Source organism: Roseateles paludis (assembly GCF_039872745.1).
Taxonomy (GTDB): Bacteria; Pseudomonadota; Gammaproteobacteria; order Burkholderiales; family Burkholderiaceae_C; genus Pelomonas; species Pelomonas paludis.
In genome coordinates this window covers 209,544-233,230 of sequence record NZ_JBDPZD010000003.1, presented here as the reverse complement: position 1 = coordinate 233,230, position 23,687 = coordinate 209,544, and the positions used below count along the sequence as shown (strand labels likewise).

Annotated in this window: 13 protein-coding genes; all 13 read left to right on the top strand. The window is 64.0% G+C overall.

Annotated features, from left to right (window positions below; genetic code table 11):
* The first annotated feature begins 197 nt into the window (after positions 1-197).
* The 13 genes from ABDJ85_RS12295 to ABDJ85_RS12235 all read left to right on the top strand — a co-directional run bounded on the left by ABDJ85_RS12295 (position 198) and on the right by ABDJ85_RS12235 (position 23,685).
* The gene (locus ABDJ85_RS12295; protein ID WP_347705073.1) at positions 198-3,221 is read left to right on the top strand and encodes a TonB-dependent receptor; all 3,024 of its coding nucleotides are present in this window, start codon (positions 198-200) and stop codon (positions 3,219-3,221) included.
* A 561-nt stretch (positions 3,222-3,782) separates the two neighbouring features.
* Positions 3,783-6,812 carry a TonB-dependent receptor gene (locus ABDJ85_RS12290; protein WP_347705072.1) on the top strand — a complete coding sequence of 1,010 codons (3,030 nt, stop codon included), beginning with the start codon at positions 3,783-3,785 and terminating at the stop codon, positions 6,810-6,812.
* A gap of 568 nt (positions 6,813-7,380) precedes the next feature.
* Entirely contained in the window at positions 7,381-10,407 is a 3,027-nt protein-coding gene (locus ABDJ85_RS12285; RefSeq protein ID WP_347705071.1) for a TonB-dependent receptor, read from the top strand.
* A gap of 184 nt (positions 10,408-10,591) precedes the next feature.
* The gene (locus ABDJ85_RS12280; RefSeq protein ID WP_347705070.1) at positions 10,592-12,139 is read left to right on the top strand and encodes a tryptophan halogenase family protein; all 1,548 of its coding nucleotides are present in this window, start codon (positions 10,592-10,594) and stop codon (positions 12,137-12,139) included.
* 19 nt (positions 12,140-12,158) lie between these two features.
* The gene (locus ABDJ85_RS12275; RefSeq protein ID WP_347705069.1) at positions 12,159-12,866 is read left to right on the top strand and encodes a SapC family protein; all 708 of its coding nucleotides are present in this window, start codon (positions 12,159-12,161) and stop codon (positions 12,864-12,866) included.
* Positions 12,859-13,854, top strand: coding sequence for a cupin-like domain-containing protein (locus tag ABDJ85_RS12270; protein ID WP_347705068.1), 996 nt, complete (start codon positions 12,859-12,861; stop codon positions 13,852-13,854). Before ABDJ85_RS12275 ends, ABDJ85_RS12270 begins: the two co-directional genes overlap by 8 nt.
* Positions 13,855-13,873: 19 nt before the next feature.
* Positions 13,874-16,156, top strand: a complete 2,283-nt coding sequence (locus ABDJ85_RS12265; RefSeq protein WP_347705067.1) for a DUF6445 family protein — start codon at positions 13,874-13,876, stop codon at positions 16,154-16,156.
* A 107-nt stretch (positions 16,157-16,263) separates the two neighbouring features.
* The gene (locus tag ABDJ85_RS12260) at positions 16,264-17,280 is read left to right on the top strand and encodes a sulfate ABC transporter substrate-binding protein (protein WP_347705066.1); all 1,017 of its coding nucleotides are present in this window, start codon (positions 16,264-16,266) and stop codon (positions 17,278-17,280) included.
* 175 nt (positions 17,281-17,455) lie between these two features.
* Positions 17,456-18,298 (top strand): sulfate ABC transporter permease subunit CysT, encoded by an 843-nt coding sequence (gene cysT, locus ABDJ85_RS12255; RefSeq protein WP_347705065.1) that lies wholly within the window; start codon positions 17,456-17,458, stop codon positions 18,296-18,298.
* Complete coding sequence (gene cysW, locus ABDJ85_RS12250; RefSeq protein WP_347705064.1) at positions 18,295-19,140, top strand: sulfate ABC transporter permease subunit CysW; 846 nt, start codon at positions 18,295-18,297, stop codon at positions 19,138-19,140. Before cysT ends, cysW begins: the two co-directional genes overlap by 4 nt.
* A complete protein-coding gene (locus ABDJ85_RS12245; RefSeq protein WP_347705063.1) occupies positions 19,137-20,198 on the top strand; it encodes a sulfate/molybdate ABC transporter ATP-binding protein in 1,062 nt (353 codons plus the stop codon). The genes cysW and ABDJ85_RS12245 overlap by 4 nt, the downstream gene beginning before the upstream one ends.
* A 287-nt stretch (positions 20,199-20,485) precedes the next feature.
* Positions 20,486-21,670, top strand: a complete 1,185-nt coding sequence (locus tag ABDJ85_RS12240; protein WP_347705062.1) for an efflux RND transporter periplasmic adaptor subunit — start codon at positions 20,486-20,488, stop codon at positions 21,668-21,670.
* The gene (locus ABDJ85_RS12235) at positions 21,670-23,685 is read left to right on the top strand and encodes an ATP-binding cassette domain-containing protein (protein WP_347705061.1); all 2,016 of its coding nucleotides are present in this window, start codon (positions 21,670-21,672) and stop codon (positions 23,683-23,685) included. The genes ABDJ85_RS12240 and ABDJ85_RS12235 overlap by 1 nt, the downstream gene beginning before the upstream one ends.
* The last annotated feature ends 2 nt before the right edge of the window (positions 23,686-23,687 follow it).

The following is a 23,687-nucleotide window of genomic DNA, read 5'->3' as shown; positions in this document are numbered from 1 at the left end:
CCGGTGGAAACACCGATCAAGGCCCTAAGACCTTCCTCTAGATTGGCTCCGGATGTATGCATTTTGGCTCTGGAGCTATGCCAGAACCAAAGGGGCAGCGTGCATTTCAGGCGCTGCTCGCATGCATCTCGCCTTGCCGCCGATGGCGGCAAGACCAACTCGGGTTTCCACCCGTAACACCCTTTGAGAGGAGACGCATGAAACTGGAAAGAACCCCGCGGCACGCCGTCGGCCGCATCAAGCCTGTCGCCTTGGCGTCAGTCGCGCTGTGCAGCGCCCTGGCCGCCCAGGCGCAGGACGCGACACAGTCGCTCGACACCGTCGTCGTGACCGGCATCCGCAAGTCCCTGGACACCACGTTGAACCTGAAGCGGACTGCTACTGGTCTGGTCGATGGCATCGTGGCCGAGGACATCGGCAAGTTCCCTGACACCAACCTCGCCGAGTCGATGCAGCGCATTGCCGGCGTGTCGATCGACCGCAATGCCTCCGGCGAAGGCAATCGCGTCACGGTGCGGGGCGTCGGCCCTGACTTCAACCTGGTACTGCTCAATGGCCGGCAGATGCCGGTCGCCCCGATCAACCAGTTGAACGCCGGTGCCAGCGGCTCGCGTGCCTTCGACTTCGCCAACCTGGCCGCTGACGCCGTCTCGGCCCTGGAGGTGTTCAAGACTTCGCGCGCTTCGTCGCCCACGGGCGGTATCGGCGCGACGATCAACGTCAAGACGGCGCGTCCGCTTGACAGCAAAGAGCGTGTGGCCAGCATCGGTGTGAAGGCCAACTACGACGCCTCCAACAACCGGCTGCCGGCCGAGTTCAAGGGCAGCAGCGCCACTCCCGAGATATCGGGCATCTACAGCGACACGTTTGCAGACCGCACCATCGGCATCGCCCTCAGCGCCAGCTACTCCAAGCGCGATTCGGGGTCGAACAAGGCCTACACGCAGAACGGCTGGCGGACTTTCAACGCCGCCACCCAGTCGGCCGAGAACGGCGACTGGGGTGCCGTGCCGAACAGCCCGGCCAACCTGATCACCAATCGTCCCAAGGGTCTGTACTCGACGTCGGTGGACCTGCGCTACGTCACCACGGGTCTGCAGCGTGAGCGCCTGAACTCGCAGGCCGTTCTGCAGTTCGCGCCGTCCAAGGACGTGAAGTTCACGCTCGACCACACCGCGTCCACCAACACGGTCAAGGCCAAAGAGGCCGAGATGTCGAGCTGGTTCAACTTCTCGTTCGGCCCCACGACCTTCACCACAGGGGGGCCGGTCGCCTCGCCGCTGGTCCAGACCGCCGAGTACCCGAACAACGACCACGACCTGGCCGTCAACACCGGCAAGTACGCGCAGAAGGCCAAGAACGGCTCCACCGGCATCAACCTGGAATGGAAGTACAGCGATGCGCTGAAGTTCGAACTGGATGGCCACCACTCCACCGCTCGCACGGCGCCGGACAGCCCCTACGGCACCTACTCCGTGATGGACTTGGGCATGTTCTCTCAGGGGCAGGCGATTGCTTACTACGACCAGAAGCTGCCTATCCTGGCGCTGCCGACCACGCAATTCATGTCGTCTCGCCTGCAGTTGACGGGTTCGCAGTTCACCAACAACTACTCGAACCAGGCCGTGGACCAATGGCAAGCCAAGGCCACCTACAAGCTTGACTCGGAGAACAAGCTGCTGGCCGGCCTGGGCTTCACCAAGGTGAATGACCGCCGAGCCAACCGCAACCACCAGCACGATGACTGGAGCGGCGTCGGCTTGCAAGGCGACTACACCAATGTCTCGGTGAAATCCACCAGCCTTGGCGGCCTCTACAGCCAGATCCCTGGCCATGCGGATTCGCGGCTCTACTCCAGCTTCTACTACGCCGACTTCGACAACCTGCGCGCGCAGGCGATCAAGGTCGCAATGGCCAAGGGCACGCCGACCAACGGCTTCACGCCGATGAGCCAGGCGCAAGCCGAGGCGTACTTCCAGACGACCGATTTCTCGGCGGGCAACGATTGGCGCACGGTCGAGAAGTCCACCGCCGCCTATGCGCAGTGGGATCACGCCTTTGACACCGAAATCCCGATGAACGTGTCGGTCGGGCTGCGCTACGAGTCGACCAAGGTGAATGCGCAATCACAAGTGGTGCCGCGCGTGTCGAGCTCCTGGGGCTCGTCCAACGAAATCGCGCTGGCTGCCGGCACGGCGACCTTCGGCTCCGGTCAGGGCAAGTACTCCTATGTGCTGCCCAACATCGACTTTGATGCCGACATCGCGCCGAACCTGAAGTTGCGGGCCAGCTTTGGTGAGAACTTGGGGCGCCCAGGCTTCGACACCTTGCTCGGTGGCGTGAGCCTCAATGGCAACGCCAATGCCGGCGGCGGCTCCGGCTCCACCGGCAACCCCGCCCTGAAGCCACTGCTGTCCAAGAACCTCGATTTCTCGCTGGAGTACTACTACACCAAGTCGAGCTATGTGGCTGCCGGCCTCTTCTACAAGAAGGTCAGCAACTTCATCGGGACGCAGATCGTCAACATGACCTTCCCAGGCCTGACGACGCCGATCGGTGGCGGCTACTACAAGACGGCTTTGGCAGCTTGCAATGGCAATACCCAACCGCTGTGCATCCGGAACTACATCTTCACCAACTTTGCGAACCAGCCGGGCGTGAACTACACCGGCACGAACGCGACGGGTGAAAAGCAGGGCACGATCTCCGGCCTCGCCGGTGACCCGGCCTTGGTGTTTCAGGTGACCACACCCACCAACCAAGCCGGTGACAACATCAAGGGCCTGGAGCTGAATGCGCAGCACATGTTCGGCAACAGCGGCTTTGGGGTGTCGGGCAACTACACCTACGTGAAGACAGGCCTCAAGTTCGACAACACCAGTACCGGCCCTCAAGCGCCGTTGCTCGGCGTGAGCAACTCGGCCAACTTGGTCGGCTTCTACGAGGACAGCACCTGGTCCGTTCGCGCCGCCTACAACTGGCGCGGTCAGTTCCTGGCCGCCTCGGGTGACGGCGGCGGTAGCAACCCGGTCTACACCGAGCCCTATGGCCAGGTGGACGTGTCGGTGGGCTACAAGATCGGCAAGGATCTGACCATCCAGGCTGACCTCATCAACCTGAACGATGGCTACATCCGTCAACACGGCCGCACACCCGAGCAGCTGCAGTCGGTCATCCAGACCGGTCGCCGCTTCCTGATCGGGGCGCGCTACCGCTTCTGACGATCCCGCCTATCGCCCTCCAAGCTGGCGCTCACCCTGAACGCCAGCGGGAGGTTAGCGATCCCTCTGCCATCGGCCCTTCGGGGCCGATTTTGCTTTTTACGCCTGACTGGGTCCGGTGTCCTTTGGCCCGCCAGATCGCGTAGCGCCTCTTGGGCTACCAAGCCAGTGGGGCTTGGCATGCCGTGGCGCTTAACCAACGGATCTGGGCCACATCTCAATTGATTTGATACTCAAACCAATATGACAACGCTGCCCATATGGATAGCGCTATCCACCAGGGAAGAGCATCTATTTGTCACTCTCAAAGTGCTAACAATTTATCGATTCCCGCTAGACAGCGCTGCCAATTTCTGGTTTTGATTGGTACAAACCCGAAAGTCTCAGATCACGCCTTTCACTAGATTCACGTTCCATGTATGCCAAAGGCCCTCGCTCGCATATCGGTTTTGCCATGCCGATATTCGGGTTGGGGCACCCTTTGCGTATCTGTCGCTGACCGCCCCCCGGCAGCGCTTTTCACTCAGGCCATCAGGCCTGCATTCCACCCCGAGGAGACATATGAGTTCTGAGAAGTTTCAACGTTTGAACGCGAGTCAGCGCCGCTTCAAGCCTGTCGCTGTTGCCTGCCACCTGACGGCCGCTCTGTGTGCCGTCTCTTCGGCACAAGCTCAGGACAACACGCAGTCGCTCGACACCGTGGTCGTCACGGGTATCCGGAAGTCTCTGGACACCACGCTGAACCTGAAGCGCACTGCGACTGGCTTGGTCGACGGCATCGTCTCTGAAGACATCGGCAAGTTCCCTGACACCAACCTCGCCGAATCGATGCAGCGCATCGCTGGCGTGTCGATCGACCGCAACGCTTCGGGCGAAGGTCAGCAGGTCACCGTTCGCGGTGTTGGCCCCGCCTTCAACCTGGTGCTGCTGAACGGCCGCCAGATGCCCTCCGCAATGATCAGCCAAGGCAACGGTGGCGCCAACGGTACTCGTGCCTTTGACTTTGCCAATTTGGCTTCGGATGCCGTGTCGGCTCTCGAGGTCTACAAGACGGCTCGCTCTTCGTCGCCCACTGGGGGCATCGGCGCAACCATCAACATCAAGACTGCTCGTCCGCTCGACTCGAAGGAGCGCGTGGCCAGCATCGGTTTGAAGGCGAACTACGACGGCTCCAACAGCCGCGTGCCGGACCAGTTCAAGGGCAGCAGCGCGACGCCGGAAGTCTCTGGCATTTACAGCGACAGCTTCGCCGATCGCACCATCGGCATCTCCCTGAGCGCAAGCTATTCGAAGCGCGACTCCGGCTCCAACAAGGCCTACACCCAGAACGGCTGGCGCACCTTCGCGGCCAACTCCACCGATTGGGGTGCCGTGCCGGCCAAGCCTGCTACGGGCACGGACCCGATCACGAATCGTCCCACCGGCCTGTACTCGACCTCGGTCGATATGCGCTATGTGACGACTGGCCTGCAGCGTGAGCGCCTGAACGGCCAAGCTGTTCTGCAATTCGCGCCGAGCAAGGACCTGAAGTTCACCGTCGATTACACGATGTCGAACAACACGTTCAAGGCCAAAGAAGCCGAGATGTCGAGTTGGTTCAACTTCTCGTTCGGCCCGACGACCTTCACCACCGGCGGCCCGGTCGCCTCGCCTCTGGTCCAGACCGCGCTGTTCCCGAACAACGACCACGACCTGTCGCTGAACTCCATCATCTACGCTCAAAAGTCGAAGAACGGCTCGACCGGCTTCAACACCGAGTGGAAGGTCAGCAACGACCTCAAGGTTGATCTGGACGTCCACCACTCCACCGCCAAGACCTCGCCTGACAGCCCCTATGGCTCCTATGGCCTGATGGACTTGGGCATGTTCTCGCAAGGCACGGCTGTCGCTTACTACGACCAGAAACTGCCGATCTTCAACCTGGGCACCACCAAGTTCGAAGCTTCTCGCCTGCAACTGACCGGTTCGCAGTTCGTGAACAACCTGTCTGAGCAAACTGTTGATCAATGGCAGGCTAAAGCCACCTACAAGTTCGACGCTGAGAATAAGCTGCTCGCCGGCCTGGGCTTCACCAAGACGAAGGACCGTCGCGCCAGCCGCAACAACCAGCACGACGACTGGGGTGGTGTGGGCTCGCAAGGCCAGTACGCCAACGTGACCGTCAACTCGACGAGCCTCGGCGGCCTCTTCAGCCAGATCCCCGGCTCCTCGGACTCGCGTCTGCACCCGACTTTCTGGTTCGCTGATTTCGACAGCTTCCGCAACCAGTCCATCAAGGTCCTGACGACCACCGGCCACAACGGCAAGGTCTACAGCCAAGCTGAAGCCGAAGCCTACTTCCTGACGGACCCAGACTTCACGCGCGGCAACGACTGGCGGACCAACGAAAAGTCACAGGCAGCTTACGTCCAGTGGGATCACGCCTTCGACACCGAGCTGCCAATGAACGTGTCGCTGGGCCTTCGCTATGAGTCCACCAAGGTGTCGGCTTCGTCGCAGGTCGTGCCGCGCGTCTCCAGTTCCTGGGGCTCGCAGAACGAAATTGCGCTCGCAGCAGGCAGCCCGACGTTCGGTAGCTCAGACGGTAAGTACTCCTACGTGCTGCCTAGCATCGACTGGGATACCGATCTGGCCCCGAACCTGAAGTTGCGTGCCAGCTATGGCCACAACATCGGCCGTCCTGGCTTCAACCTGCTGGTTGGCGGCGTGGACACGGGTGGCAACGCCAACGCAGGCGGCGGCTCTGGTTCCACGGGCAATCCGGCCCTCAAGCCACTGCTCTCCAAGAACCTGGACGCTTCGCTTGAGTACTACTACGCCAAGTCGAGCTACGTCGCAGCTGGCGCCTTCTACAAGAAGGTGACCGACTTCTTCGGTACGCGCTCAGTCACCATGACGCCGTTCGCCGGGCTCACCACCCCGATCGGCGGCGCCTACTACAAGGCCGGCCTGGCAGCCTGCGGCGGCAACACCCAGCCGCTTTGCATCCGTAACTACATCTTCAACAACTTCAAGGGCCAAGCTGGCGTCAACCAGACCGGCGTGAACGGCACAGGCGAAATCCTGGGCACGATCGCTGGCCTGCCCGGCGACCCGGCGCTGACCTTCCAGGTCACGACACCCTCGAACGAAGGTGGCGACAATATCAAGGGCCTGGAGCTGAATGCGCAGCACATGTTCGGCAACAGCGGCTTCGGCGTCCAAGGTAACTACACCTTTGTCCGCACTGGCCTGAAGTTCCGCAACGACAGCGTGACCAGCCAAGCACCGCTGCCTGGCGTGAGCAACTCGGCCAACCTGGTGGGCTTCTATGAAGACAGCACCTGGTCGGTTCGCGCTGCTTACAACTGGCGTGGCGAATTCCTGGCGAATTCTGTGGATGGCGGCGGCAGCAACCCCGTCTACACGGAAGCCTATGGTCAGGTCGACGTGTCTGTCGGCTACAAGATCGGCAAGAACCTGACGCTGCAGGCTGATTTGATCAACCTGAACGACGGCTACATCCGCCAACACGGCCGTACCGTCGAACAGCTGCAGTCGGTCATCCAGACTGGCCGCCGTTACCTGATCGGCGCGCGCTATCGCTTCTGATCCTCGTTGAGCCCCTACCGGGGCGGCAGCCCAGCATCTCGCCGGGCTGCCCACCGGGTGAGCCAACCTCAAAGCATCGACCCTCCGGGGTCGATTTTTTTTGCCTCGCTCGAACTCCACACCAAGATCGACCCCTTGTGGCGACAGCCACCCGACAGTCCCAATGCCCTTCGAGGATGCTTGGGGAGCAGTTGGCTCCGAAAAATCATCTGCCTTTTCAAATGTCCGTACGCAGAGAACCATAGACTGACAGCGCTATCCTTGGGATAGCGATAACTAAGAACAAATTTTCGAGTCAGTCCCCTTTTGAAAATATGATTAATAGGTATTTTCACTAAGACAGCGCTACTACATTTAAGCCGTTTGCGGGGACAAATCCCAAGCTGCGACCGAAATCGATCCTCTAGATTTGCCGCCGCTGCGAGCCACTGGGTCATGACAAGCCATCGTGCCCGCTGGTTGGCGCGATCCTCAGCGATAGCGCGCCACACGCAGCCAAGTCGCTGGCTGCCCCCCGTCAGCGATCCCATCCCAGGCCCCTGGCCTGGTTACCACCTAGAGGAGACATATGAGTTCTGAGAAGTTTCAACGGCTGAACGCGAGCCAACGCCGCTTCAAGCCTGTCGCCGTCGCCTGCCACCTGACGGTTGCCCTGTGCGCTGTCACGTCAGCCCAAGCTCAAGAAGCCAACCAGGCTCTGGACACCGTGGTCGTCACGGGTATCCGGAAGTCTTTGGACACCACACTGAACCTGAAGCGCACCGCCACCGGTCTGGTGGACGGTATCGTCTCTGAAGACATCGGCAAGTTCCCTGACACCAACCTCGCCGAATCGATGCAGCGCATCGCCGGTGTGGCTATCGACCGCACCAACAACGGCGAAGGCCAGCGCGTCACTGTCCGCGGTGTCGGCCCTGACTTCAACATGGTGCTGCTCAATGGCCGGCAGATGCCGACATCGTTCGGCGGTGCTAGCGGCTCCCGCGCGTTTGACTTCGCGACCCTGTCTTCAGACGCGGTCTCGGCCCTCGAGGTCTACAAGACTGCTCGCGCTTCGACACCTGCCGGCGGTATCGGCGCCACCATCAACGTCAAGACTGCTCGCCCGCTGGACTCCAAGGAGCGTGTGGCCAGCATCGGCGTGAAGGCCAACTACGACGTTTCCAACAGCCGCGTTGTAGAAGGCTTGCGTCATAGCAAGGTAACTCCTGAAATTTCAGGCATCTACAGCGATACGTTTGCCGACCGCACCATCGGCATCGCCTTGAGCGCCAGCTACTCCAAGCGCAATTCGGGCTCAAATCGTGCCCTGACGGCCAATGGGTGGCGCACGTTTGCCGCCAACAACAACAGCGACTGGGGCGCAATCCCTCCCAAGCCTGCTACTGGTGCCGATCCGATCACCAATCGCCCTACCAGCGGCCTTTATTCGACGTCCGTCGAGATGCGCTATGACACGACGGGCTACTCGCGTGAACGCATCAACGGTCAGGCGGTGTTGCAGTTCGCTCCGACCAAGGACCTGAAGTTCACGCTCGACCACACGGTTGCGAACAGCACCTTCAGGGCCAAAGAAGCGGAAATCTCGGCCTGGATGAATTACTCATTCGGTCCGATGACCTTCACTCAGAACGGTGGCCCAGTCCAATCGCCGCTGATCCAGACAGCGCTCTTCCCGAATAACGACCACGACCTCGCGTTCAACTCTGGCGTGTACGCACAGAAGTCGGCCAACAGTTCGACAGGCTTCAACACCGAATGGAAGGTCAACAATGATCTGAAGGTGGATCTCGACGTACACCACTCGACCTCCAAGACCGACCCGGACAGCCCTTATGGCTCCTGGGCGCAGATCGACCTGGCGATGTTCACAATGGGCACCACCACCGCCTATTACGATAAGAAGCTGCCGATCCTTAACTTGGGCACGACCAAGTTCCAGAAGGAGCGCATGCAGTTCACCGGATCGCAGTTTGATAACCAACTGGCTGACCAATCGGTCGACCAATGGCAGACCAAGGCGACCTACAAGCTGAGCGCTGAAGACAAGCTGATTGCCGGCCTCGGCTTCACCAAGATGAAGGACCGTCGTGGCGGCTATAACCACACGAACGCCGACTGGGGTGGGCTTGGCGTACAGGGCGACGCTGCGTCGACCGTGAAAGTCAACAGCACCAGTCTGGGTGGCATGTTCTCGCAAGTCGATGGCCACAACGACAGCCGTCTCCACCCGACCTTCTGGTACGTTGACTTCAACGAGGCACGAGAGCAGGCGATCAAGGTCCTGATGACCAGCGGTGTTGGCGGCAGTGCACCCTACACCCGCGCACAGGCCGAGGCATACTTTGCCGCTAGCCCTGACTACACGCGAGGCCAAGACTTCCGTACCACGGAGAAGTCGACCTCTGCCTATGGTCAGTGGGATCACGCCTTCGACACGGAACTGCCTTCCAACATCTCGGTCGGCCTGCGTTACGAATCGACCAAGATCGATTCGGCCTCGCAGGTGGTGCCGCGTGTCGCAGCTGCCTGGATTGCCCAGAACGAAGTGAACTTGACGGCCGGTGAACCAGCCTTTGGCTCCGCTCAGGGTTCGTACAAGTTCTGGCTGCCCAACATTGACTACGATGTGGATCTGGCATCCAACCTGAAGCTGCGCGCCAGCTACGGCCACAACATTGGTCGCCCGAACTTCGGCGTGCTGGTTGGCGGCGTCACCGTCGGCGACAACGCTAACGCTGGCGGCGGTAACGGCAACACGGGCAACCCGAATCTGAAGCCGCTGCTGTCGAAGAACCTTGATGCCTCGCTGGAATACTATTACGCCAAGTCGAGCTATGTGGCTGCTGGCCTCTTCTACAAGAAGGTCACCAACTTCATCGGCAACACTGTCGTCGTGCGCACTTTCCCGGGCATCAACAACCCGAGAGCCGGTGCTTACGCGAAGCAAGGCGAGGCCGCGTGCGGTGCGAATGCCCAGCCGCTGTGCATCCGCAACTGGATCTTCACCAACCTGAAGGGCCAGCCGGGCGTGATCGTTGGCACCACGAATGCGTCAGGCGAGATCTCCGGCCGCATCGAAGCCCAGCCGGGCGATCCACTCCTGAACTTCAACATCTCGACCCCCACCAACATCAAGGGTGACAACATCCGGGGTCTGGAGTTGAACGCTCAGCATCTGTTCGGCAACAGCGGCTTTGGTGTGTCGGGTAACTTGACCATCGTGAAGACCGGCCTGAAATTCAAGCTTGATGAAACGGGCGAGCAAGCGCCGCTGGTCGGCGTAGGCAATTCGGCCAACCTGGTGGGCTTCTATGAAGACAGTGCCTGGTCAGTCCGCGCCGCCTACAACTGGCGGGGCAAGTTCCTGGCCCGTTCGACGGACGGTGCAGGTAACAACCCGGTGTTCACTGCAGCCTACGGTCAACTGGATGTGGGCATCGGCTACAAGATCGGCAAGAACCTGACTTTGCAGGCCGACCTGATCAACTTGAACGATGGCTATATCCGCCAGTTCGCCCGTACGGAAGAACAGGTGGAGGGTGTCTACCAGACCGGACGCCGCTTCATGGTTGGCGCTCGCTACCGCTTCTAAGCGTTAGCCCCTGTGTACCTGGCCCCACGCCCGCGAAGGTGTGGGGCGTCAGGTACCGAGTTACATCGCGTCTCTCCAGCAAAATCGGCCCTCGTGGCCGGTTTTGCTTTTGGAGCGGCCAAAAGTTTTCAAGGTGCGATGCAGCCACGATGAGCGCTCGCACCGAACCTCGGATTGATCGCAAGTGAGTTCATCGGTGCAGCACATCGTGGTGTTGGGAGGCGGGTCCGCAGGCTGGATCACCGCTGCGACCCTCGCCGCTGAATGGGCCGGCTCAGGCCCAGATGCCAGGCGCATCACCCTCATCGAGTCGCCCGACCTGCCGGCCATTGGCGTTGGTGAAGGCACTTGGCCCACCATGCGTGCGACCTTGGCCAAGCTGGGCTTGACCGAGACCGACCTGGTGCAGCAATGCGATGCAGCCTTCAAGCAGGGTTCGCGCTTCGACGGCTGGACCAACGGCAGTCAGGCAGACCGCTACTACCACCCCTTCACCGTCCCCCTGGGCTATGGCGAGGCTGACCTTGTAGGCGCCTGGCAGGCGACACAGCGCCAGCAACCCTTCGCCGAATGCGTGGGACCACAGCCGCATCTGTGCGATGCAGCACTGGCGCCCAAGCAGGTGTCGTCACCCGAGTTTGCGGGTGCCACCAACTACGGCTACCACTTCGATGCCGTCAAGCTCGGCCTGCTGCTGCGCCAGCATGCCATCGACAAGCTCGGTGTTCGCCATGTGGCCGACGATGTGATCGAGGTCCAGTCGGCGGAGAACGGTGACATCGCAGCGCTGCTGACCAAGATGCACGGCGCCATTGCGGGTGACCTGTTCATCGACTGTTCCGGACTGCACTCACGCCTGATCGGCAAGCACTTTGGTGTTGGTTTCCTGAGCCAGCGTGACGTGCTCTTCAACGACTCTGCCTTGGCCGTGCAGGTGCCCTACGGCACACAGGAGGCCCCGCTGGCCTCTGCCACCATCTCGACGGCACACTCTGAAGGCTGGACCTGGGACATCGGCCTGCCCACGCGACGCGGCGTCGGCATGGTCTTCTCCAGCGGCCACACCAGCGCCGAGACCGCTGAAGCTCGTCTGCGCGCGCACCTGGCTGCCACCGGCGTCAGCGGCGAGATCCCGACACCGCGCCTGATCCGCTTCGAGCCCGGCTACCGGGAGCAGTTCTGGCACCGCAACTGCGTGGCCGTGGGCCTGGCCTCCGGGTTCATCGAGCCTCTTGAGGCCTCGGCACTGGCCATGGTTGAACTGTCAGCCGCCGCCATCCGCGACGAATTGCCAGCCACGCGGGCCGATATGGACATCGTGGCCCGGCGCTTCAACGCCACCTTCAGCTACCGCTGGGCCCGCATCATCGAGTTCCTGAAGCTGCACTATGTGCTCAGCCAGCGGAACGACTCCGACTACTGGCGCGATCACCGGCTGGAGCGCACCCAGCCCGAGCGCCTGCGGGAGTTGCTGCAGCTGTGGCGCCACCGCGCGCCCAGTCGACTCGACTTCGACCGCATTGAAGAAGTCTTCCCCGCCGCCAGCTACCAATACGTGCTGTACGGCATGGGCTTCCACCCCGAGCCGCTGCTCGCGCGCCCCGATCGGCTCGCAGCCGCGCAGGGCTATCTCCAGCAAGCGGCCACCGTCACCCGACGCATGCTGGGCGGCATGCCTCGGCACCGCGACCTCATCAACCACATTCGCGCAAACGGCATGTCCAAGGCGTGAGCATCGACCCCCAATCGCCATGATCGAACTACTCAACAACATCACCCACAAGGACCTGCGCATCATCACCCGTCGGGGCGCGCAATGGGGCGACGACAGGATGTCCGCGCCCGTCACGCTCCAAGAGTTCCGGCGCCTGCAGGCCGACTACCCCATCATCTTCCAGCAGGATGAAAAGGGTGCCTTCATCCCTGTCGTCCTGTTCGGCCTCGAATCCGGCGAGAACCTCTTCCTGAACGACTCGGGATGGGATGCCGAATACATCCCGCTGGCGATGCAGCGGCAGCCCTTCTCCATCGGTGTCCAGGGCGACGAGATGCGCATCATGGTCGAGATGGAAAGCAAGCGCATCAGCCAGGGGCCGGACGGCGAGGCCGTCTTCCTCCCGCACGGCGGCACCACCGACTACATCGAAGAGATCAACTCGATCTTGTCGGCGTTGCATGAAGGCTTGCAGCAGGTTCCCGACTTCATCCAGACCCTGCAGGCCAATGACCTGCTGGAGTCCTTTGTGCTGGATGTCGAGCGGCCCGACGGCGCACACAGCCAGCTGCTGGGCTACTACATGATCAATGAAGAGAAGCTTGCAGCGCTCAGTGGCGAGACGGTCGGCCTGCTGCACGAGGCGGGACACCTGCAGAACATCTATATGTCCATCGCCTCACTGTCCAACCTCAGCAAGCTGATCCGCTGGAAGCTGGCTCGCGAGTACCCCAACCATGCTTGAACGCAAAGGCCTCAGCGCAGACGCGCTGCCGGTCGATGTCCTGCAGTCCACACAGCCCATTCTGATGCGTGGGCTGGTCAAAGACTGGCCCATGGTCCAGGCTGCGCTCGTCTCCGAACAGGCGTACTGCGATTACCTGCGCCAGTTCGGCGCCGAAACCAAGCTCAGCTTGTGGCGCGCGCCCCCCGAGGCGGGCGGACGCTTCTTCTACAACCCCGACTTCTCGGGCTTCAACTTCCATCAGCTGGACTGCAGCTTCGGCGCCCTGCTGGACGAACTGCTGTCCCACCTGGACAACCCCCAGCCGCCTTGCCTCTACCTGGGCTCGACGGACCTGCAGCGCTGCTTCCCGGCTCTGCGCGCCCAGAACGATCTGCACTGTCTGCAGCCGCACGATCCGATCGCCAGCCTGTGGCTCAGCACTCGGGCCCGTGTTGCCATTCACTACGACCTGCCTGACAACGTCGCTTGTGTCGTCTCGGGGCAGCGCCGCTTCACGCTCTTGCCGCCAGATCAAGTCGGCAACCTCTACATCGGCCCGATCGACAACACCCCTGCAGGCCAGCCCATCAGCCTCGTCGACGCCGCGAACCCTGACTTTGAGCGCTTTCCCCGCTACCGGGAGGCCCTCAAGCACGCCCAGATTGCGGAGATGGAGCCCGGCGATGCCATCTTCATCCCCAGCCAGTGGTGGCACGGTGTGGAGAGCCTCGGCCGCATCAACACCCTGGTCAACTTTTGGTGGAGACAAACGCCGGCCTATATGGACTCACCGGTCAGCGCACTCATGATGTGCCTGCTGACGATTCGCGACCTGCCGCCCGCGCAGCGCGAAGCCTGGCGTGTGTTGATCAACCACTACGTGTTTGAGGCCAATGACGAAACCGCAGCGCACATCCCCGAGCACGCGCGGGGCGTGCTGGGCGCCTTGACCGAGGACAAGGCGCGTTTCCTGCGATCCGTTCTACTCAACCGCCTCAAGCGTTAGCCCCTTTCACTTCATCGCCATGCATCCAGTTCAGCCCTCCAAGCTACCCGGTACTCCCGTCAAACGCGTGGTCATCGCAGGCGGAGGCACAGCTGGTTGGATCACGGCAGCGGTCTTGTCAAAGTGCCTGGGCCAGCACCTGGACATTCAGCTCATTGAATCTGAAGAGATCGGCACGGTCGGGGTCGGCGAAGCCACGATTCCGCTGCTGATGACCCTGCACGACGTGCTGGAGATCGAAGAGCCCGAGTTCGTCCGTGCCACTCAGGCGACCTTCAAGCTGGGCATCAGTTTCGAGAACTGGCGCGACGTCAAGGAGAACTACTTCCACTCCTTCGGCAAGACCGGCACTTCGCACTGGTCGGCCGGCTTCCAGCACTTCTGGCTGGAGGCCAAGGAGCGTGGCTTGGGCCATGACTACGGCGACTACTGCCTGGAGTTGCGCGCAGGCTTGGACAACCGCTTTGCGACCAACGAAGAGCGCAGCGTCTGCAACTACGCCTACCACTTCGACGCCACGCTCTACGCCCGTTACCTGCGCAAATACTCCGAGGCCCTCGGCGTCCAGCGCATCGAAGGCAAGATCGCCAAGGTCCACACCGACCCCACCACCGGCTTCATCACCGGCCTGGCCATGGAGAAAGGCCAGCTGATCGAAGGCGACCTCTTCGTCGACTGCACTGGCATCCGCAGCCTGCTGCTTAGCGACACCCTGGGCGTTGAATACGAGGACTGGAGTCACTGGCTGCCCTGCGACACCGCCGTCGCGGTGCAGACCGCCTCCGTCGGCGAGCCCGTGCCCTACACGCGCTCCATCGCCCACCCCTGGGGCTGGCAATGGCGCATCCCGCTCCAACACCGCGTCGGCAACGGCATCGTCTTCAGCAGCAAGCACATCTCGCCCGAGGAAGCCAAGGCCGCACTGCTCGCCAACGTCCAAGGCGAAGTGCTGCGTGAGCCTCGCTTCATCAAATTCACCCCGGGTCAGCGCAAGGAAGTCTGGCGTGCCAACTGCGTGGCCATCGGCCTGTCCAGCGGCTTCCTGGAGCCCCTTGAATCCACCAGCATCCATCTGATCCAGAAGGGTGCGCTGCGCCTCGTCGAACTCTTCCCCGCCAATGGCATCTGCCAGAGCGACATCGACGAATACAACCTCCAGGCCCGCAACATCATCGAGGACATCCGCGACTTCATCATCCTGCACTACAAGGTCACCAACCGCACGGACAGCCCTTTCTGGGACTACTGCCGCGAGATGGAGATCCCCAAGAGCCTCCAGCACCGCATCGAACAGTTCCGCCAGACCGGCCGCCTGGTCAACCGCCCGGGCGAGCTCTTCGGCGAAAACTCGTGGGTGCAGGTCATGATGGGCCAGGGCATCACCCCCAAGGCCCACCACCCGATCACGCGCAACATGAGCAATGAGGCGCTGGCCGACTTCCTGAGCGAAGTCCGCAAGGACGTGGCCCGCAAGATGGTCAAGATGCCCAAGCATCAGGCCTTCATCAACACCTACTGCAAGGCCGAGCCTCCGATGGAGGTCTCGATGCCCAAGCCCAATGTCGCGGCCGCCGCCAACGTGACTGGCATGAGCCTGCGATTCAACGCCAAGGCCAAGATCAAGACCATGACCCTCGATGGAGGCGCCAAAGTCTTCGTGATCGACAACTTCCTGGAGAACCCCGAAGAGTTGGTGGCCCTGGCCGAAGCGGTCAGCCCGCAGTTCCACTTCCAGGCCGGCCACCCCTACCCTGGCCCGCAGCTGCTGCTGCCCGAGGACCTGACCGCCCAGATCGACGGCTTCTTCCAGGAACACTGCCGCGAGCGGCTCGGCGTCAAGCACCCGGTCGGCATGTACGCCCGCTTCTCTCGCGTCGTCACCGACCCCTCGCAGCTCGAGCCGCGCCAACGCGTTTGCCATCGCGACGACACCGGCATCGAGCACGGTCACTCGATGGCTGCGCTGGTGCACTACCTGTTCCAGGACGAAGCGCTCGGCGGCACCGTGTTCTTCAAGTCGCTGATGTCGCCCACGCAGTTGCACCAGTTCCGCCTCGACACCTCAGCGCTCGACGGCGCCACCTTTGCGGCCAAGTACGGCATCGAAGCCGGCTACATGACCGACACCAACCGCTACTTCGAGCGCATCGGCTACGTGCCCGCCAAGTGGAACCGCGCAGTCTTCTACGACGGCGGCATCCTGCACTCCGGCAACATCCAGTGGGACCCCGAGCGCTACTACAGCGGCAATGGCCGGCTGACGGTGAACGCCTTCTTCAAGCATCGCAACGTGATGGCCTGATGGCGCCAGCATTGGCGCAGGCATAAGCAAATAAGGTTTTCGTCCTTCCGTCCTGGGCCAGGCTCAGGCAAGCTTCGCACCTCGCGAAACTTGCTGCCCTGCCCGACATGCGCTCCTCCCTCCGCATCACCCGCCGCCTGGCCCTCCTGGTTGCCGCCGCCTCCGCTGTGCCGGCCTGGGCCAGCGAGCCGCCTGCACTGCTGAATGTCTCCTACGACATCGCCCGCGAGCTCTACAAGCAGCTGAACCCGGCCTTCGCCGCCGCCTGGAAGGCCAAGACCGGCCAGGCCGTCACGATCAACCAGTCGCACGGCGGCTCGACCAAGCAGATCGGCGCCGTGATCGGCGGCCTCGAAGCCGACGTGGTCACCATGAACCAGGCCACCGACGTCGACCAGCTCGCTTCGGCCGGCTACACGCCCGCAGACTGGCGCAGCCGCTTCCCCAACGGCGCCGCGCCCTACAGCTCCACCATGCTGATGCTGGTGCGCAAGGGCAACCCCAAGGGCATCAAGGATTGGAGCGACCTCGGCCGCGCCGGCGTGCAGGTCATCATGCCCAACCCCAAGGTCACCGGGAACGGCCGCTACGGCTACCTCGCCATCTACGGCAGCGTGCTCGCCCAGGGTGGCACCGAAGCCCAGGCCAAGGAGCTGGTCACCAAGGTGCTGGCCAATGTGCCCGTGCTCGACGGCGGTGGCCGCGGCGCCACCACCACCTTCACCCAGCGCGGCATCGGTGACGTGCTCGTCACCTTTGAGGCCGAGTGCGAGCTGATCGAGAACGAGTTCGGCAAGGGGCAGTACGAGGTCATCAACCCCACCACCTCGGTCGAGGCCGACGCGCCCGTTGCACTGGTGGACAAGGTCGTCGCCAAGAAGGGCTCGCAGCAACTGGCCAAGGCCTACCTCGACTTCCTCTGGAGCCCCGAGGCGCAGGAAATCATCGCGCGCAACAACTTCCGCCCGCGTGACGCTGCCGCGCTCAAGAAACACGCCCATCGCTTTGCGCCAATCAAGCTCTTCAGCGTGGACCAGACCCTGGGTGGCTGGCCCAAGGTGAGCAAGACGCACTTTGCCGACGGCGCGCTCTACGACCAGATCATGGCCGGCATCAAGCGCTGAACGTAGCGCCCCTCGTCCAGCCTCGCCACGCTGAACGCGGGCGAGGCTGACCGAGATCCCCCAAGGGGATGCGACTGCCTGCGGCATTGAGCCGCTGGCAGCCACACACGGGCCGGCTTGGGGCGGCCCGGCGCTCGGCCCACAGAACTCCACGAGTAGGTATCGGAACATTCAGATGGCGTCCTCGAAACGGGTGCTTCCGGGTCTTGGCCCGACGCTGGGCTTCGCCCTCTTTTATCTGTCGGTGCTGGTGCTGATCCCGCTGATCGCGGTCTTCACCAAGTCCGCCAGCCATGGCTTTGAGGCCTTCTGGAGCGCAGCCACCTCGCCGCGCCTGCTGGCCTCCTACAAGCTGTCATTTGGCGCCTCGCTGATCGCCGCGCTGATCAATCTGGTCTTCGGTCTCGTCATCGCCTGGTGCCTGGTGCGCTACGAGTTCCCGGGCCGCAAGATCGTTGACGCGCTGATCGACCTGCCCTTTGCCCTGCCCACTGCCGTGGCGGGTATCGCGCTGACGGCCCTGTGCGCCCCGAATGGCTGGGTGGGGTCCATCGCTGAACGCTTCGGCATCAAGCTTGCCTTCTCGCCGCTGGGCGTGCTGATCGCGCTGATCTTCATCGGCCTGCCCTTCATCGTGCGCACCGTTCAGCCCGTGCTGGAGGACCTGGACACTGAGCTCGAAGAAGCCGCCTCCGCCCTTGGGGCCAGCCGCTTCCAGGCCGTGCGCCACGTGGTGCTGCCCACCCTGATGCCCGCCCTGCTCACCGGCTTTGCGCTGGCCTTTGCGCGCGCCGTGGGCGAGTACGGCTCGGTCATCTTCATCGCCGGCAACATTCCCATGGTCAGCGAGATCACGCCCCTGCTCATCATCGCCAAGCTGGAGCAGTACGACTACGTTGGCGCCACCGCCATTGCCGTGGTGATGCTGCTGTTCAGCTTTGTGGCCCTGCTCGTCATCAACGCGCTTCAAGCCTGGCACGCGCGGCGCAGTGGTATGGACGGGAAAGCTCGGAAATGACCTCCAAATTCGAACGCAACCCCGCCACGCGCGAGTCCCCCTGGGTGCGGCGCACGCTGCTGCTCATCGGCCTCAGCTTCTTCGCGCTCTTCCTGCTGCTGCCGCTGGCCGCCGTCTTTGTCGAGGCGCTGCGCAAAGGCTGGGCCACTTACTTCGAGGCCCTGGCGGATGCCGAGACCCTCTCGGCCCTCAAGCTCACGCTGATCGCAGCGGCCATCTCGGTGCCGGTGAACCTGGTCTTCGGCGTGTGCACCGCCTGGGCCGTGACCAAGCATGACTTCCGCGGCAAGGGCTTGCTGCTCACGCTCATCGACCTGCCCTTCTCGGTCTCGCCCGTGGTGGTGGGCCTGTCCTTCATGCTGGTGCTGGGTGCGCAGGGCTGGCTGGGGCCGTGGCTGGCCGAGCATGACATCAAGATCATGTTCGCCGTGCCCGGCATCGTGCTGGCCACCACCTTCATCACCCTGCCCTTTGTGGCTCGCGAGCTGATCCCGCTGATGCAAGCCCAGGGCCGTGACGAAGAAGAAGCCGCCACCGTGCTCGGCGCGGGCGGCTGGCAGACCTTCTGGCACGTCACCCTGCCCAACATCAAATGGGGCCTGCTCTACGGCGTCATCCTTTGCAACGCGCGGGCCTTTGGCGAGTTCGGCGCGGTGTCGGTCGTCTCGGGCCACATCCGGGGCCAGACCAACACCCTGCCCCTGCACGTCGAGATCCTCTACAACGAGTACCAGTTCTCCGCCGCCTTCGCCGTGGCCTCGCTGCTGGCCCTGCTGGCGCTGGTCACCTTGGCCATCAAGCAATACGTCGAGTGGCAAGCCCACCGGGCCCACGCATCATGAGCATCCAAGTCCAGAACATCCGCAAGACCTTCGGCAGCTTCACCGCGCTCGGCGACGTCAGCCTCGACTTCCCCTCGGGGCAACTCGTCGCCCTGCTCGGCCCCTCGGGCTGCGGCAAGACCACGCTGCTGCGGATCATTGCCGGCTTGGAAACGGCCGACAGTGGCCGCGTGCTGCTCGATGGCGAGGACGCCTCGCAGACCCATGTGCGCGAGCGCCAGGTGGGCTTCGTGTTCCAGCACTACGCGCTGTTCCGCCACATGACGGTGTTCGACAACGTGGCCTTCGGGCTGCGCGTCAAGCCGCGCAAGCAGCGCCCCAGCGAGGCCGAGATCAAGAAGCGCGTGATGGAGCTGCTCGGCCTCGTGCAGCTCGACTGGTTGGCAGACCGCTTCCCGCCCCAGCTCTCGGGCGGGCAGCGCCAGCGCATCGCCCTGGCGCGCGCCCTGGCCGTGGAGCCCCGCGTGCTGCTGCTGGACGAGCCCTTTGGCGCGCTCGACGCCAAGGTGCGCAAGGAGCTGCGCCGCTGGCTGCGCCGCCTGCACGACGAGCTGCACATCACCAGCCTCTTCGTCACCCACGACCAGGAAGAAGCGCTCGAAGTGGCCGACCGCGTGGTCGTGATGAACCACGGCAAGGTCGAGCAGGTCGGCGCCCCGCACGAGGTCTACGAGCAGCCCGCCACGCCCTTCGTCTACGGCTTCCTCGGCGCGGTCAACCGCTTCGTCGGCCAGGCCGGCGCCGGCCATGTGCTGCTGGGTGAGCACCGCCTGCCGCACGACCACAGCGCCGCCCCAGGCACCGAGGTCGAGGCCTACATCCGCCCGCACGAGCTGCAGATCAACCTCAACCCCAACGCCCCCGGCCTGCCCGCCACGGTGGAGCGGGTGTTGAGCTTTGGCGCCAATGCCCGGGTCGAGCTGCTGGGCGCCAACGGCCAGCCGCTGGAGGCCGAGATCAGCCGCGAGAAGGCGGCCGAGCTTCGCCTGCAAACCGGCCAGGCCGTTCGCCTCTCGGCCGCGCGGGTCAGTCTGTTCGAATCAGGCTCGGGGATCTAAGGCAACGCTGAACAAGTCCCTCGCGCGCGCCGCATCCCTGCTTTGGGCGATCTGCGGCGTTGCAAATGCTCGCTGTAGCCCACGCTACAGCTCCGCTTTGCGCCTTGCAGCTCATCCCAAACCCGGGCGCGGCGCACCGCGGGGACTCATTCAACGTCGCCTGACCGCTCCGCCGCGCCGCTCATCGGCGCCCTGCCCGCTTCATCCCCGCCAATCGGTCGCCTGTCTCTCCAGGCTCCTGTGCACCGCCCCAGGCAGACATACTGCCGGGCAACACAGGAAGCCGCATGACAACGACGACCAAGCAACGGGTGCGCCGCGCCCTCAAGCCCTGGTGGGCCAAACTGATCCTGGTGGCCGCGCTCGCGGGTGCGGGCTGGACGGGCTACCGCCAGTTCAACCCGCCACCGCCGCCACCACCGCCACCCAGCGGCGAGGCCACGGTGGCCGACATCACCCAGGTCGTCCAGGCCGCCGGCGTGCTGCAGCCCCGCCTCAAAGTGGACGTCGGCGCCCAGGTCAGCGGCCAGGTCAAGAAGATCCATGTCCAGCTGGGCCAGCAGGTCAAGCAGGGCGACCTGCTCGTCAGCCTCGACCCCGAGCTGGCCCGTAGCGACGTGGCGCAGGCCGAGGCCACGCTGGCCCAGCAGCGCGCCCTGATCGACAGCCGCAATGTGGACCTCGCCACGTTGCGCAAGGAACTCGCGCGCCAGCGCCGCCTGATGGCCGGCGATGCCACCACCGGCGTGGACCTGGAGCGCGCCGAGGCCGAGGTCGCCAAGCTGGAGGCCGAGTTGCGCGGTGCCGCCGCCACCGCCCAGCGCCTGGAGGCCGAGCTGGCCAAGGGCAAGCTGCGCCTGTCTTACACCTCCATCACCGCGCCCATGGACGGCACCGTCGTCAACCTGCCTGTGCAGGAAGGCCAGACCGTGATCGCCGTGCAGATCACGCCGGTGATGGTGACCCTGGCCAATATGGACGAGATCACCGTCCGCGCCCGCGTCCCTGAGGCTGACATCGCATCCATCCAGGTCGGCCAGGTGGCCCGCTTCATCACGCTGTCAGGCGAGGCCCAGCGCTACGAGGGCAAGGTGCGCGTCATCCAGCCCGTGCCCGAGCGGGCCGGCAACGCGGTCTTCTACAACGTGCTCTTCGAGGTGGACAACAAGGCCCGCAAGCTGCTGTCCGACATGACCGTGCAAGTCAGCATCGAGACCGGCAAGGCCAGCAAGGCCCTCACCATCCCGATGGTGGCCCTGGGCGAGCGTGGCGAGGACGGCCGCTTTGACATCACCGTGCTCGATGCCAAGAACGAGCAGAAGCGCCGCCAGATCAAGACCGGCCTGCAAGACGGCGCCCGCGTGCAGGTGCTCGATGGCCTGAAGGCCGGCGAGAAAGTGCTGCTCGCGCCGCCGTCAGCGGCCGATGCGGCCTCCGCTGCAGCGTCTTCCGCCTCAGCAGCGAGCAAGTAATGCCTGCGCTCATCGAAGTCCGCGAGCTGGTACGCCGCTACCAGCTCGGTGGCCAGGAGGTGCGTGCGCTTGATGGGGTCAGCCTCACCATCGAGGCGGGCGAGTTCGTCGCCATCATGGGGCAGTCGGGCTCGGGCAAGAGCACCTTGATGAACGTGCTCGGTTGCCTCGACAACCCGAGCAGCGGGCAGTTCCTGATCGACGGCCAGGACGTCAGCGCCTTTGGGCCCGACGAGCTGGCCCAGCTGCGGCGCGAACGCTTTGGCTTCATCTTCCAGCGCTACCACCTGCTGCCGCACCTGGATGCGCGCGGCAACGCCGCCCTGCCCTCGGTCTACGCCGGCCTGGCCGACGCCGAGCGCCAGCAGCGCGCCGAAAGCCTGCTCACGCGCCTCGGGCTGCAAGAGCGCATGCACCACCGGCCGAATGAGCTCTCGGGCGGCCAGCAGCAGCGCGTCTCCATCGCCCGCGCGCTGATGAACGGCGGCCAGATCATCCTGGCCGACGAGCCCACTGGCGCGCTCGACTCGGCCTCTGGCGCGGAGCTGCTGGCCCTGCTCAAGGAGCTGAACGCGGCTGGCCACACCATCATCCTCGTCACGCACGACGCCCACGTCGCCGCCCATGCGCGCCGCGTGATCGAGCTGCGTGATGGCCACATCGTCCGCGACGGCGGCACGCCCGACGCACACCAGGCCGCCAGCAACGAGTCCGCCCCGCGTGGGCAGGGCGGCTGGTGGTCTCGCAAGCGCGCCCAGTGGCGCGAGGCCTTGATGTCTGCCTGGCAAAGCCTCAAGGGCAACCGCCTGCGCACGGCGCTCTCCATGCTCGGCATCAGCATCGGCATCGCCGCCGTGGTCAGCATCATGGCGCTCACCACCGCCGCGCGCTCCAGCATCGAAAAGGACGTCGGCGGCTTCCTGTCGGGCCGCATCGTCTTCTGGCGCGGCAACCCCAACCTGCCGCCGGGCGTCCCGCCCCAGCCCTTCCGGCCCACCGAGCTGGAGGCCCTGCGCGCCCTGCCCGGCGTGCGCGCCGTCACCTCCGAGCGCGAGACCCAGATGACGGCCCGCCACGCCGGCCGCGACAGCATGGTCGCCGTGCTCGGCGCCGAGCCTCACAGCCTGCAGATGCGCAAGCTCAAGGTCGTCGAGGGCCGGGCCTTTGCGCCGGTCGACTTCGCCACCTCCGCCCACGTGGTGGTGCTCGACGAGAAAGCCCGCGACAACCTCTTCAAGAAGGGCGAGAAGGTCGTGGGCCGCACCGTGTTGCTCGCGCCCGGGCTCGACCCGCAGCAAGCGGCTGCCCAGATCCCCGGCAGCCCACCGCCCCCGGTGGGCGTGGCGCTGCCCGTGACCGTGATCGGCCTCGTGGCCCAGGACACCGGCAGCATGGTCCAGTTCGGCAACGGCCTGGGCCAGGTCTTCATGCCGCACACGGCCTACAGCAAGAAGCTCGACCTGCGGCCCGACGCCGATGTCTTCAACGTGCTGATGGACTTCAGCCTGCCGCCGGCCGAGGTGCGCAAGCAGGTCGTCTACCGCCTGCGGGCGCTGCACGGCATCGAGGACTTCGGCTCCTGGAGCGGCGAGGAGGAGTTCCAGAGCTTCCAGCAGGTCACCGGCGCGCTCTCGCTGCTCTTTGCCGGCGTGGGGGCCATCTCGCTGCTGGTCGGCGGCGTGGGGGTGATGAACATCATGCTGGTCTCGGTCAGCGAACGCACCCGCGAGATCGGCATCCGCATGGCGGTGGGCGCGCGGCAGGCCGATGTGCGGCTGCAGTTCCTCGTCGAGGCCGTGCTGCTGTGCTGCCTGGGCGGCCTGGTGGGTGTGGCGCTCAGCGGCCTCGGGGCGGTGGCGCTCAATGCGGCCCAAGACAAGTTGCACGTCGAAGTGAGCGGCGCCGCGCTGGCGCTCGCGTTTGCAGTGTCCAGCCTCGTTGGCCTGGTGTTCGGCACCGTCCCCGCACGCCGTGCGGCCGCGCTGAGCCCCGTTGACGCGCTGGCCCGGGAGTGACC

Excerpts from the sequence above, each read along its gene's own strand:
- ABDJ85_RS12235 (WP_347705061.1), top strand. The coding sequence starts at position 21,670 with ATGCCTGCGCTCATCGAAGTCCGCGAGCTGGTACGCCGCTACCAGCTC.
- ABDJ85_RS12260 (WP_347705066.1), top strand. The coding sequence starts at position 16,264 with ATGCGCTCCTCCCTCCGCATCACCCGCCGCCTGGCCCTCCTGGTTGCC.
- cysW (WP_347705064.1), top strand. The coding sequence starts at position 18,295 with ATGACCTCCAAATTCGAACGCAACCCCGCCACGCGCGAGTCCCCCTGG.
- ABDJ85_RS12275 (WP_347705069.1), top strand. The coding sequence starts at position 12,159 with ATGATCGAACTACTCAACAACATCACCCACAAGGACCTGCGCATCATC.
- ABDJ85_RS12290 (WP_347705072.1), top strand. The coding sequence starts at position 3,783 with ATGAGTTCTGAGAAGTTTCAACGTTTGAACGCGAGTCAGCGCCGCTTC.
- ABDJ85_RS12295 (WP_347705073.1), top strand. The coding sequence starts at position 198 with ATGAAACTGGAAAGAACCCCGCGGCACGCCGTCGGCCGCATCAAGCCT.
- cysT (WP_347705065.1), top strand. The coding sequence starts at position 17,456 with ATGGCGTCCTCGAAACGGGTGCTTCCGGGTCTTGGCCCGACGCTGGGC.
- ABDJ85_RS12285 (WP_347705071.1), top strand. The coding sequence starts at position 7,381 with ATGAGTTCTGAGAAGTTTCAACGGCTGAACGCGAGCCAACGCCGCTTC.
- ABDJ85_RS12245 (WP_347705063.1), top strand. The coding sequence starts at position 19,137 with ATGAGCATCCAAGTCCAGAACATCCGCAAGACCTTCGGCAGCTTCACC.
- ABDJ85_RS12265 (WP_347705067.1), top strand. The coding sequence starts at position 13,874 with ATGCATCCAGTTCAGCCCTCCAAGCTACCCGGTACTCCCGTCAAACGC.
- ABDJ85_RS12240 (WP_347705062.1), top strand. The coding sequence starts at position 20,486 with ATGACAACGACGACCAAGCAACGGGTGCGCCGCGCCCTCAAGCCCTGG.
- ABDJ85_RS12270 (WP_347705068.1), top strand. The coding sequence starts at position 12,859 with ATGCTTGAACGCAAAGGCCTCAGCGCAGACGCGCTGCCGGTCGATGTC.